Raw genomic sequence first — 12,092 nt, forward strand, 5'->3', positions numbered from 1 at the left:
GGGCTCACCGCCCGTTGAACGCGTCCTTGAGGCGGGAGAACAGCCCCTGCTGCCCCGGCTGGAACTGGCCGGTCGGCCGCTCCTCACCGCGCAGCTTCGCCAGCTCCCGCAGCAGCCTCTCCTGCTCCGGGTCCAGCTTCGAGGGGGTCTGCACCTCGACGTGCACGATGAGGTCACCGCGTCCGCCGCCCCGCAGGTGCGTGACGCCGCGCCCGTGCAGCGGGATCGACTGGCCCGACTGCGTGCCGGGACGGACGTCGACCTCCTCCAGCCCGTCCAGCGTCTCCAGCGGGCACTTGGTGCCCAGCGAGGCCGCCGTCATGGGGATGGTCACCGTGCAGTGCAGGTCGTCGCCGCGCCGCTGGAACACCGGGTGCGGCAGCTCGTGGATCTCGACGTACAGGTCGCCCGCCGGGCCGCCGCCCGGGCCGACCTCGCCCTCGCCGGCGAGCTGGATGCGGGTGCCGTTGTCCACACCGGCAGGGATCTTGACCGTGAGCGTACGGCGGGACCGGACCCGGCCGTCGCCCGCGCACTCCGGGCACGGGGTGGGCACCACGGTGCCGAAGCCCTGGCACTGCGGGCAGGGGCGGGACGTCATGACCTGGCCCAGGAAGGACCGGGTGACCTGGGACACCTCGCCCCGGCCGCGGCACATGTCGCACGTCTGGGCCGACGTACCGGGCGCGGCGCCCTCGCCGGAACAGGTCGTGCAGACCACGGCCGTGTCGACCTGGATGTCCTTGGTCGTGCCGAAGGCCGCCTCGTTGAGGTCGATCTCCAGACGGATCATCGCGTCCTGGCCGCGCCGCGTCCGCGACCGGGGCCCGCGCTGGGACGCCGTCCCGAAGAAGGCGTCCATGATGTCGGAGAAGTTCCCGAAGCCGCCGGCGCCGAAGCCGCCCGCGCCCGCACCGCCGCCGGAGGCGGACAGCGGGTCACCGCCGAGGTCGTAGACCTGCTTCTTCTGCGGGTCCGACAGCACCTCGTAAGCGGCGTTGATCTCCTTGAACCGCTCCTGCGTCTTCGGATCGGGGTTGACGTCCGGGTGCAGCTCGCGGGCGAGCCTCCGGAACGCCTTCTTGATCTCGTCCTGGGACGCGTCGCGGCGTACGCCGAGTACGGCGTAGTAGTCCGTGGCCACTTACGACTCCGCCAGGATCTGTCCGACGTAACGTGCCACTGCGCGTACCGCTCCCATCGTTCCGGGGTAGTCCATGCGGGTCGGTCCGACCACGCCGAGTTTGGCGACTGCCTCGTCGCCCGAACCGTAGCCGACCGCGACGACGGACGTGGAGTTGAGGCCCTCATGGGCGTTCTCGTGCCCGATACGTACGGTCATGGCCGAGTCCTTGGCCTCGCCGAGCAGCTTGAGGAGCACCACCTGCTCCTCCAGCGCCTCCAGCACCGGCCGGATCGTCAGGGGGAAGTCGTGCCCGAAGCGGGTGAGATTGGCGGTGCCGCCGATCATCAGCCGCTCCTCGGTCTCCTCCACCAGGGTCTCCAGCAGCGTGGCCAGCACCGTGGAGACGGTGCCCCGGTCCTCCGCCTCGAAGGACTCGGGGAGGTCCTGGACCAGCTGCGGCACGTCCGTGAAGCGCCGCCCCACCACGCGGCTGTTCAGCCGCGCCCGCAGGTCGGCCACCGACGTCTCGCCGAACGGCGCGGGGCAGTCGACCATGCGCTGCTCCACGCGCCCGGTGTCGGTGATCAGGACGAGCATCAGCCGGGCGGGGGCCAGCGACAGCAGCTCCACGTGGCGCACGGTGGACCGGGTCAGGGACGGGTACTGCACGACCGCGACCTGCCGGGTCAGCTGCGCGAGCAGCCGCACCGTACGGCCGACGACGTCGTCGAGGTCGACCGCGCCGTCCAGGAAGTTCTGGATGGCGCGCCGCTCCGGCGACGACAGCGGCTTGACACCGGCGAGCCGGTCGACGAAGAGGCGGTAGCCCTTGTCGGTGGGGATGCGGCCGGCGCTGGTGTGGGGCTGGGCGATGAAGCCCTCGTCCTCCAGCACCGCCATGTCGTTGCGCACGGTGGCGGGCGAGACGCCGAGGTTGTGGCGCTCCGTGAGCGCCTTGGAGCCGACCGGCTCCTCGGTGCCCACGTAGTCCTGGACGATGGCGCGCAAGACCTCGAGTCTGCGTTCGCTGAGCACCGCGCGCACCTCCAGCTTGCCGTGGTTCCTCCTGCTTCGCTGGCACTCACCATGCCCGAGTGCCAACCTTCCCCCGGCAAGTGTACGGCGCCGGGGTACGCCCCTAGCAAGGGCGGCCGACCACGCTACCGCGCGACGACGCTGGTGGATGCCGATAGCGTCGCGGTATGGACGTCAGTTGGGAAGACTTCGGGTGGGAGCGTCTCGGTGACGGCGTGGGCCGCAGGAGGCTTCCGGTGTGGGACGCGACCACCGCGTTGGTGGTCGGCGAGGACGGCGCCCTCTTGTACGACACGGGCGCCACGCTCCGTGAGGGGGCCGAGATCCGGGCGCAGGCCCAGGCGCTCATGGGCGACCGGAGAGTGACGCACATCGCACTGAGCCACCCCCATTTCGATCACGTGCTCGGCACGGCCGCGTTCTCCGGCACGGAGGTGTACGGGGCGGTCGGCGTCGACACCGTGCTGGCCGGGGACCGGGACGGGCTGCGGGCGGACGCCGTACGGCACGGCGTGGCCGAGGCGGACGCCGTGGAGGCGACCGACGTCCTGGTCGCCCCGCACCACCTGGTGTGCGGCGAGTGGACGCTGGAGCTGGGCGGGCGGCAGGTGCTGCTGACCAACGTGGGCCCGGGCCACAGCGGCCACGACCTGGCCGTCCTGGTGCCGGGCTCCCGGAAGGTCGTCCTGTGCGGGGACCTGGTGGAGGAGTCGGGCGACCCCCAGGCCGGGCCGGACGCCGTCCCGTCGCGCTGGCCGGCCGCGCTGGACCGGCTGCTGGAACTGGGCGGCGAGGACGCGGTGTACGTCCCCGGGCACGGAGCCGTCGTCGACGCCGGCTTCGTACGCGCCCAGCGCGCGGAACTGGCCCGCCGCTTCGGGGTGTCGTAGCGTCTGGCGGATGCGCGCTTACGACCCTGACCTGACGCCCTCCTGGAAGCGTTCGGCCCCGGTGCCGGAGGTACCCGCCGAACCGGACCTGGTGGTCGAGGAGGTGAGCACCGGGTTCTGCGGGGCGGTGATCGGCTGTGAGGCGGGCACGGTGACCCTGGAGGACCGGTTCGGCAAGCACCGGGTGTTCCCGCTGGCGCCTCGCGGCTTCCTGCTGGAGGGGCGCCCGGTGACGCTGGTGCGCCCGGCGGCCGGCCCCGCGCGGCCGTCGCGGACCGCCTCGGGCTCGATCGCCGTACCGGGCGCACGCGCGCGTGTGGCCCGCGCGGGGCGCATCTACGTGGAGGGCCGGCACGACGCGGAGCTGGTGGAGCGGGTGTGGGGTGACGACCTGCGCGTCGAGGGCGTGGTGGTCGAGTACCTGGAGGGCGTCGACGACCTCCCGGCCGTCGTCCGGGAATTCGGGCCCGGCCCGGACGCCCGCCTGGGGGTGCTGGTGGACCACCTGGTCCCCGGCTCCAAGGAGTCCCGCATCGCCGCCTCCGTCACGGACGGGCACACCCTGGTGGTGGGGCACCCGTACATCGACATCTGGGAGGCCGTGAAGCCCTCCTCGGTGGGCATCCGGGCGTGGCCGGCCGTCCCGCGCGGCCAGGACTGGAAGACGGGCGTGTGCCGCGCCCTGGGGTGGCCGGAGAACACCGGCGCCGCCTGGCAGCACATCCTGTCGAAGGTCCACTCCTACAAGGACCTGGAATCCGAGCTGCTGGGCGCGGTGGAGCGGCTGATCGACCACGTGACGGTCGGCGAGGCGGCCGGGTGACGGCTGCCGCGCCCTCTCGCCGCCACCGGCGCGCCGGCCGCTCCCCGCCGCGGCGCCCCGGCCGCGCCCGTCGGACCTAGTCCACCAGGTCCCGCACCACCGCGTCGGCCAGCAGCCGGCCCCGCAGCGTCAGGACGGCCCGCCCCTCCGCGTAGGGACCGGGGTCCAGGAGCCCGTCACTCACCGCGCGCCCGGCGGCGGCCAGCCCCGCGGGCCTGAGCAGTGACAGCTCGCACCCCTCGCGCAGCCGCAGCTCCAGCAGCACCCGCTCCACCCGCCGGTCCTCCTCCGACAGCACCTCGCGCCCCGCGCCGGGCGACCGCCCCCCGGCCAGAGCGGCGGCGTACGCGCCGGGGTGCTTCACGTTCCACCAGCGCACGCCCCCGACGTGGCTGTGCGCGCCGGGTCCCGCGCCCCACCAGTCGGCGCCGCGCCAGTACAGCTCGTTGTGCAGGCACCGCCCCGCGTCCGAGGTGGCCCAGTTGGACACCTCGTACCAGGAGAAGCCCGCGCCGGACAGCACGTCCTCCGCGATCAGGTACCGGTCGGCGTCGACGTCGTCGTCCGTCATCGGCACCTCGCCGCGCCGGATGCGCCGCGCCAGCTGCGTGCCCTCCTCCACGATCAGGGCGTACGCGCTGACGTGGTCCGGACCCGCGCCGATCGCCGCGTCGAGCGAGGCCCGCCAGTCGTCGTCGCTCTCCCCCGGCGTGCCGTAGATGAGGTCCAGGTTGACGTGCTCGAACCCGGCCGCGCGCGCCTCCGCGACGCAGGCCTCCGGCCGCCCGGGGGTGTGCGTGCGGTCGAGCACCCTCAGGACGTGCTGCCGGGCGCTCTGCATCCCGAAGGAGATCCGGTTGAAGCCGCCTTCGCGCAGCTCGGCGAGGTACGCGGGGCCGACGGACTCCGGGTTCGCCTCGGTGGTGATCTCGGCGTCGTCCGCGAGGCCGAACTCGTCCCGGATCGCGCCCAGCATGCGCACCAGGTCGGCGGCGGCGAGCAGCGTGGGCGTGCCGCCGCCGACGAACACGGTCCGCACGGGGCGCGGGTCGTCGCCCAGCACCTTCCGCGCGAGCCGCACCTCGTCGGTCAGCGTGACCGCGTAGTTGTCGCGGGAGGCGAGGACACCGCCGGAGCCGCGCAGCTCGGTGGCGGTGTAGGTGTTGAAGTCGCAGTAGCCGCAGCGGGTCGCGCAGTACGGCACGTGCAGATAGAACCCGAGGGGTCGCTCACCGGCCCCGAGCAGGGCGGACGCGGGCAGCGCGCCGTCCTCGGGCATGGGCTCACCATCGGGCAGTACGGAAGGCATACCGCCCATTGTCCGTCACCGCCGCGCCTACCTGGCCTGGAGCACCAGCAGCGCGAGGTCGTCGCACACCGGCGTCTCGCCGAAGGCGTGGACCGCGTGCTTGATCCTTTCGGCGACCTCGTGCGCAGGCAGCCCGGCGCACCCGGCGAGGGCCTCGGCCAGGCCGTCCCCGTCGTCGAACATCCGGCCCGTGCGGGAGCGGCGCTCGGTGACGCCGTCCGTGACGCACAGGAGGGTGTCGCCGGGCGCGAGGTGGAAGGTGTGGCTCTCGTACCCGACGTCGTCGACGACGCCGAGCAGCACCTGGGGCACCGCGGCGGGCGTGACGGAGCCGTCCGGGCGCAGCAGCAGCGGCAGGGGGTGGCCGGCGGAGGCCAGGGTGCAGCGGGCCCCGCCGCCCTCCTCGGGGGCCAGCGGTACGAGCTCGCCGAACAGCAGCGACAGGAACCGCGCCTGGGGCTGGGCCGGGGGCTGCGGCCCGCCGGGCAGGTCACCGGCCGCGGCGACCATGGAGGCGGCGGCCTCGGCGGCCTCGGTGGCGTCGTCGAGGAGCAGCCGGTTCAGCCGGTCGAGGACCTGGCCCACCCGGTGGTCCTCACGGGCGAGCAGCCGCAGCCAGGGGCGGGCGAGGCCGGTGACGACGGCGGCCTCGGGGCCGCTGCCCTGGACGTCGCCGAGCATGAAGCACCAGCGGCGGACCCCGGGGCCGGCCTGGAACACGTCGTAGAAGTCGCCGCCCGCGAGGCCGTCGTCGCTGGGCTCGTACACCACCCGGCTCTCCACGCCCGGGATCTGCGCCACCTGGCTGGGCAGCAGCCCGCGCTGGAGGATCCGGCTGATGGTGACCTGCCGGGTGTAGCGGCGGGCCGCGCCGACGGCGAGGGCGACGCGGCGGGCGAAGTCCTCGACGAGGGTGGTGACCGGGTCGGGGATCCGGCCCCGGCCGCGCCGCCCGAGCATCAGCGTGCCGAGCGCGTGCCCGCCCACCACCAGCCGGTACGCGAGCGCGGTCCCGTCCGCCGCCGCCCGCGCCCCGCCGCCGTCCGCGCTCCCGTCGCACTCCCGGTGCGCGTCGCGCTCCTGGTCGCACTCCCGGTGCGCGTCGCCGGCGGTTCGCGCGGCGCCGTTCGCGCCGGGCGATGGCCAGGGGATCGGCACCGGGCGGGTGCTGGGCGGCTCCGGCATGCGCGGGGGTTCCTTCTCCAGCACCGTACGCAGCGTCTCCAGCGCCGACTCGTCGGCGTGCCACACGCGGGCGAGCCGCGGTCCGCCGCCTCCCGTGCCGTCGCCCTCCAGCCAGAAGGCGCACCAGTCGGCCAGCCGCGGCACCAGGAGCTGGCCGGCGAGCGCGACGACCAGGTCCTCGTCGAGCTGGCCGGCCAGCAGGTCGGACGCCTCGGCGAGGAACGACAGCGCTCCCTGGCCGGCCCACTCGTGGTCGTCGCGCACGACCCGGCGCGGGGCCGGGGCGAGGATCTCCGCGGCGCGCAACCCGCGCTGGACGGCCGGTTCGGCCCCGGGTACGGGGCAGGTGTCCCAGCCGTCGAGCGGGAGCCGGGCCCAGACCGTCTTGAGGCCGGGGCGGTAGGTGATGCCCCAGCACTCGGCGAGGGCGGTGACCAGCCGGAGCCCGCGACCGTACTCGTCGAGGCCGTCCTCGTCCTCCTGGTAGGCGTCGTGGCGGACCGTCCGCGCGGGGTGGTGGTCGGACACCTCCAGGACGAGGGCGGCGGGCCGGCCGTCGACGGGGTCCTCCAGGCGGAAGAGGAGCTCGACCGTGGTGCCGGCGTGGACGACCGCGTTGGTGACGAGTTCGCCGACGACCAGGACGGCGTCGTGGGCGACCCGGTCGGTGATCGCCGCGGCGGCGGGCAGCGCCAGGCCGGTCCAGTCGGCGAGCGCGGCGCGGACGAAGCGGCGGGCGGCGGACGGCGCGAGGGGGTTGCCCGGCAGGCTGGTGCGCGTGACGGACTGGCCCGGCGGCGGGTGGTGGGGCGGCAGCGCCAACTCACCCGTCGTCGCGCGCTGTGTCGGAAAGGACGCCACGTGCGGCTCCTCGTCGGCTCCTGGGTCGGCTCGTGGTCGGACACCGACAGGGTGACAGATCGAGCACGTGCATAAGCGCCGAGTCATCGAACTCGCCCGCGCGAACGGGGCCGCACCTGCCCGGCGCGGCCCCGTCGTGACGTTCCGGGGGTCAGTCCTCCCTGGTCCCGGCGTACATCTCGTCGATCAGGTGCTTGTACTCGCGCTCCACCACGGGGCGCTTGAGCTTGAGGCTGGGCGTCAGTTCGCCGTGCTCGATGTCGAGGTCGCGCGGCAGGAGCCGGAACCGCTTGATGGTCTGCCAGCGCTGGAGGCCCTCGTTCAGCCGGTCGACGTAGCCCTGGACGAGCCGGTCGGCCTCGGGGGTGGCGACGACCTCGGCGTAGGACTTGCCGCCCAGGCCGTGCTCCTCCGCCCAGCCGAGGATCGCGGCCTCGTCGAGGGCGATGAGCGCGGTGCAGTAGTTCCGGTCGGCGCCGTGGACGAGGATGTTGGAGACGTAGGGGCAGACGGCCTTGAACTGTCCCTCGACCTCGGCGGGCGCGATGTACTTGCCGCCGGATGTCTTGATCAGGTCCTTCTTGCGGTCGGTGATGCGGAGGTAGCCGTCGACCGACAGCTCGCCGATGTCGCCGGTGTGGAACCAGCCGTCCGACTCCAGGACCTCGGCGGTCTTCTCCGGCAGCCCGTGGTAGCCCTCCATGATGCCGGGGCCGCGCAGCAGGATCTCCCCGTCGTCGGCGATCCGCACCTCGGTGCCGGGCAGCGGCTTGCCGACGGTCCCGGTGCGGTAGGCCTCGCCCGGGTTGACGAAGGACGCGGCGCTGGACTCGGTGAGGCCGTAGCCCTCCAGGATGTGGATGCCGGCGCCGGAGAAGAAGTAGCCGATGTCGGGGGCGAGGGCCGCCGACCCGGAGACGGCGGCGCGCAGCCGGCCGCCGAAGGCGTCGCGGAGCTTGGAGTAGACGAGGGCGTCGGCGATCTTGTGCTTGGCGTTCAGGCCGAAGGGGACACCCGCGTTGCCGGTGCGGCGGAAGTTGTCCTGGCTCGCCTTGGCGTACTCGCGGGCGACCTCGGCGGCCCACTTGAAGATCTTGTATTTGGCGCCGCCCCCGGCGCGGGCCTTGGCGGCGACGCCGTTGTACACCTTCTCGAAGATGCGCGGCACGGCGGCCATGTACGTCGGCTGGACGACCGGCAGGTTCTCGATGATCTTGTCCACGCGGCCGTCGACGGCCGTGACGTGCCCGACCTCGATCTGCCCGGAGGTCAGCACCTTGCCGAAGACGTGCGCGAGGGGCAGCCAGAGGTACTGGACGTCGTCCCCGGTGACCAGGCCGGTCGCGGCGATGGCCTTGGCCATGTAGGACCAGTTGTCGTGCGGCAGCCGGACGCCCTTGGGGCGGCCGGTGGTGCCGGAGGTGTAGATGAGGGTGGCGAGCTGGTCGGGGGTGATGGCGGAGACCCGGTCCTTGACGGCGTCGGGGTTCTTCTCCAGGTACGCGCGGCCGCGCTCCTCCAGCTCGGCGAGGGAGAGGACCCAGCCCTCGGGGTCACCGGCGTCCGCCTCGGCGCCGGCCGGGTCGATGACCACGACATGGGCGAGGTGGGGCAGGTCGGGGCGGCGCTCGCGGGCCTTGGCGAGCTGGGCGGCGTCCTCGGCGATCAGGACGCGGCTGTCGGAGTCGGCCAGGATGTACCCGGACTCCTCGGCGTTGGTCTGGGGGTAGACGGTGGTGGTCGCGGCGCCGGCGCACATCACGCCGAGGTCGGCGAGGATCCACTCGACGCGGGTGGCGGACGCGAGGGCGACCCGCTCCTCGGGCCGTACGCCCAGGTCGATGAGGCCGGCGGCGATGGCGTAGACGCGCTCCGCGGCCTGTCCCCAGCTGAGGGACTTCCATTCGTCGGGGCCCTGGCCGGGGCTCGCCGGGACCGGGTAGCGGTAGGCCTCCGCGTCGGGCGTCTTCGCCACACGCTCCAGGAAGAGGTTCGCCACGGAGGGCGGGCGGGTCTCGATCAGGGTCTGGGTGTCGCTCACGACGTCCTCCGGGCGGCTTGCGGCTGGGCTGCACGACGGGGTGGTTGTTTAACTGGCGAGTAACCCTCGGGCGGGATCAGGTTAGAGCGCCGTGCTCCGCCATGTAAGGGGCTGCGCCCCGGTGCTTCATACCCGGTTCATAACGACTGGGGCGCCGCTCGGCACGTGCCGGGCGCGTCGTGGCCGCGTGGTGGACACGTGGTGGACACGGCACGATCACGGTGCGGGCACGGCCTGGGCACACCCTCGGGTACGCAAAAGCGCCCGTCCGTGAACCGAACGGGCGCCATGCGGGCACTACTGCTTCCGGTTGCCGCGCGTCGCGGCCCGGTCCCTACTTCTTGGACTTGCCGCCCGCGGCGTCGTCGCTGGAGAGCACCGCGATGAAGGCTTCCTGCGGAACCTCCACGGAACCCACCATCTTCATCCGCTTCTTGCCCTCCTTCTGCTTCTCCAGCAGCTTCCGCTTACGGGAGATGTCACCGCCGTAGCACTTGGCGAGGACGTCCTTGCGGATGGCGCGGATGGTCTCGCGGGCGATGACGCGCGAACCGATGGCCGCCTGGATCGGCACCTCGAAGGCCTGGCGCGGGATGAGCTCGCGCAGCTTGGCGACGAGCCGCACGCCGTACGCGTACGCCGCGTCCTTGTGCGTGATCGCGGAGAACGCGTCGACCTTGTCGCCGTGCAGCAGGATGTCGACCTTGACGAGGCTGGACGCCTGCTCGCCGGTGGGCTCGTAGTCGAGGGAGGCGTAGCCGCGGGTCTTGGACTTCAGCTGGTCGAAGAAGTCGAAGACGATCTCGGCGAGGGGAAGGGTGTAGCGGATCTCCACCCGGTCCTCGGAGAGGTAGTCCATGCCGAGGAGGGTGCCCCGGCGGGTCTGGCACAGCTCCATGATCGAGCCGATGAACTCGCTGGGGGCGAGGATCGTGGCGCGTACGACCGGCTCGTACACCTCGCTGATCTTGCCCTCGGGGAACTCGCTCGGGTTGGTGACCGTGTGCTCGGTGCCGTCCTCCATGAGGACGCGGTAGACCACGTTGGGGGCGGTGGCGATCAGGTCGAGCCCGAACTCGCGTTCCAGCCGCTCGCGGATCACATCGAGGTGCAGCAGGCCCAGGAAGCCCACGCGGAAGCCGAAGCCGAGCGCGGCGGAGGTCTCCGGCTCGTAGACGAGCGCGGCGTCGTTGAGCTGGAGCTTGTCGAGGGCGTCGCGCAGCTCGGGGTAGTCGGAGCCGTCCAGCGGGTAGAGGCCGGAGAACACCATGGGCTTGGGGTCCTTGTACCCGCCCAGGGCCTCGGTGGCGCCCTTGTGCAGGGTGGTGATGGTGTCACCGACCTTGGACTGCCGGACGTCCTTCACACCGGTGATCAGGTACCCGACCTCGCCCACGCCGAGCCCGTCCGCCGGGAGCATCTCGGGCGAGTTGGTGCCGATCTCCAGCAGCTCGTGGGTAGCGCCGGTGGACATCATGCGGATGCGCTCGCGCTTGTTGAGCTGCCCGTCGATGACACGCACGTAGGTGACGACACCGCGGTACGAGTCGTAGACCGAGTCGAAGATCATCGCGCGGGCGGGCGCGTCGGCGACGCCCACCGGCGCCGGAACGTCCTTGACCACCCGGTTGAGCAGCGCCTCGACGCCGATACCGGTCTTGGCGGACACCCGCAGTACGTCGTCGGGGTCGCAGCCGACCAGGTTGGCCAGCTCCTCGGCGAACTTCTCCGGCTGGGCGGCCGGCAGGTCGATCTTGTTGAGCACGGGGACGATGGTGAGGTCGTTCTCCATCGCCAGGTAGAGGTTGGCGAGGGTCTGCGCCTCGATGCCCTGGGCGGCGTCGACGAGCAGGATGGTGCCCTCGCACGCGGCCAGGGACCGCGACACCTCGTAGGTGAAGTCGACGTGACCAGGGGTGTCGATCATGTTGAGGATGTGAGTGCTGCCCTGGCCGGGCCCCTCGGTGGGGGCCCACGGCAGACGCACCGCCTGGGACTTGATCGTGATGCCGCGCTCGCGCTCGATGTCCATGCGGTCGAGGTACTGAGCGCGCATCTGCCGCTGCTCGACCACACCGGTCAGCTGGAGCATCCGGTCGGCAAGGGTGGACTTGCCGTGGTCGATGTGCGCGATGATGCAGAAATTGCGGATCAGCGCCGGGGCGGTACGGCTCGGCTCGGGCACGTGGATGGGGGTCGCGGGCACGCAGGGTCCTGATTCTCGAGACGCCGGGCGTCTCTGCTCGGGTCGACGGCGGATCGATACGTAGGTTCCATGGTCCCACGGACCGGGACGGGCGCTCGGTTTGGGCCGCTCGGAGGGCGACTGGTAGCCTGGGCAGCTGTGTCTCGTGGCCCTCTCAGCGACGTGGCACACATCAGAGAAATCCTTACGAACCTGAAAAGGCTCATTCGTGGCGAACATCAAGTCCCAGATCAAGCGGAACAAGACCAACGAGAAGGCGCGCCTGCGCAACAAGGCCGTCAAGTCGTCGCTCAAGACCGCGATCCGCAAGGCCCGTGAGGCCGCTGCCGCGGGTGACGTCGAGAAGGCCACCGTGGCCGCTCGCGCCGCCTCCCGCGCGCTCGACAAGGCTGTCTCGAAGGGTGTCATCCACAAGAACGCCGCCGCCAACAAGAAGTCGGCGCTGGCCACCAAGGTTGCCTCCCTCCAGGGCTGAGCTGCTCTCGATTTGATCGCCGGGACGGATCCAGCGGGCCCTCTCATCCGCTCCTGACCGGCACCCCGAGCTCGTACGCGGCCTGCGTTCGCCACGCGGGTACGAGCTCACATACGCATGACCCGAAGGCCCCGTCGCCCG

General features: G+C 72.3%; 9 protein-coding genes. 3 read left to right on the forward strand and 6 right to left on the reverse strand.

The window, feature by feature from the left end; translation table 11 throughout:
* Window positions 1-4: 4 nt before the first annotated feature.
* Together dnaJ and hrcA are read right to left on the reverse strand one after the other, a co-directional pair.
* Complete coding sequence (gene dnaJ / locus AC07DW_RS02665; protein WP_478855797.1) at window positions 5-1,144, reverse strand: molecular chaperone DnaJ; 1,140 nt, start codon at window positions 1,142-1,144, stop codon at window positions 5-7.
* A complete protein-coding gene (gene hrcA / locus AC07DW_RS02670) occupies window positions 1,145-2,161 on the reverse strand; it encodes a heat-inducible transcriptional repressor HrcA (RefSeq protein WP_344355706.1) in 1,017 nt (338 codons plus the stop codon). It lies immediately after the preceding gene.
* Between the two features lie 167 nt (window positions 2,162-2,328).
* Here hrcA and AC07DW_RS02675 point away from each other — a divergent pair, with 167 nt between their 5' ends.
* Window positions 2,329-3,051, forward strand: coding sequence for an MBL fold metallo-hydrolase (locus tag AC07DW_RS02675; RefSeq protein ID WP_478855798.1), 723 nt, complete (start codon window positions 2,329-2,331; stop codon window positions 3,049-3,051).
* 10 nt (window positions 3,052-3,061) lie between these two features.
* On the forward strand, window positions 3,062-3,874 hold the full coding sequence (locus AC07DW_RS02680) for a DUF3097 domain-containing protein (RefSeq protein ID WP_478855799.1): 813 nt from the start codon (window positions 3,062-3,064) through the stop codon (window positions 3,872-3,874).
* 76 nt (window positions 3,875-3,950) lie between these two features.
* Here the strand turns inward: AC07DW_RS02680 and hemW are convergent, their stop codons facing one another.
* The 4 genes from hemW to lepA form a co-directional block, all read right to left on the reverse strand.
* Entirely contained in the window at window positions 3,951-5,183 is a 1,233-nt protein-coding gene (gene hemW / locus AC07DW_RS02685; RefSeq protein WP_478855800.1) for a radical SAM family heme chaperone HemW, read from the reverse strand.
* Between the two features lie 27 nt (window positions 5,184-5,210).
* On the reverse strand, window positions 5,211-7,229 hold the full coding sequence (locus AC07DW_RS02690) for a SpoIIE family protein phosphatase (RefSeq protein WP_478855801.1): 2,019 nt from the start codon (window positions 7,227-7,229) through the stop codon (window positions 5,211-5,213).
* A gap of 151 nt (window positions 7,230-7,380) precedes the next feature.
* On the reverse strand, window positions 7,381-9,270 hold the full coding sequence (locus tag AC07DW_RS02695) for an AMP-dependent synthetase/ligase (protein ID WP_478855802.1): 1,890 nt from the start codon (window positions 9,268-9,270) through the stop codon (window positions 7,381-7,383).
* A 334-nt stretch (window positions 9,271-9,604) separates the two neighbouring features.
* Window positions 9,605-11,476: a translation elongation factor 4 gene (lepA, locus tag AC07DW_RS02700; protein ID WP_478855803.1), complete on the reverse strand. Its 1,872-nt coding sequence runs from the start codon at window positions 11,474-11,476 to the stop codon at window positions 9,605-9,607.
* 208 nt (window positions 11,477-11,684) lie between these two features.
* Here lepA and rpsT point away from each other — a divergent pair, with 208 nt between their 5' ends.
* Window positions 11,685-11,951, forward strand: coding sequence for a 30S ribosomal protein S20 (rpsT, locus tag AC07DW_RS02705; RefSeq protein WP_064069563.1), 267 nt, complete (start codon window positions 11,685-11,687; stop codon window positions 11,949-11,951).
* Window positions 11,952-12,092 lie beyond the last annotated feature (141 nt).

This window comes from Streptomyces sp. NPDC045701 (genome assembly GCF_056432045.1).

Bases quoted from the DNA above. Each gene is read 5' to 3' on its own strand.
- hemW (WP_478855800.1), bottom strand. From the start codon at position 5,183: ATGCCTTCCGTACTGCCCGATGGTGAGCCCATGCCCGAGGACGGCGCG.
- AC07DW_RS02680 (WP_478855799.1), top strand. From the start codon at position 3,062: ATGCGCGCTTACGACCCTGACCTGACGCCCTCCTGGAAGCGTTCGGCC.
- AC07DW_RS02675 (WP_478855798.1), top strand. From the start codon at position 2,329: ATGGACGTCAGTTGGGAAGACTTCGGGTGGGAGCGTCTCGGTGACGGC.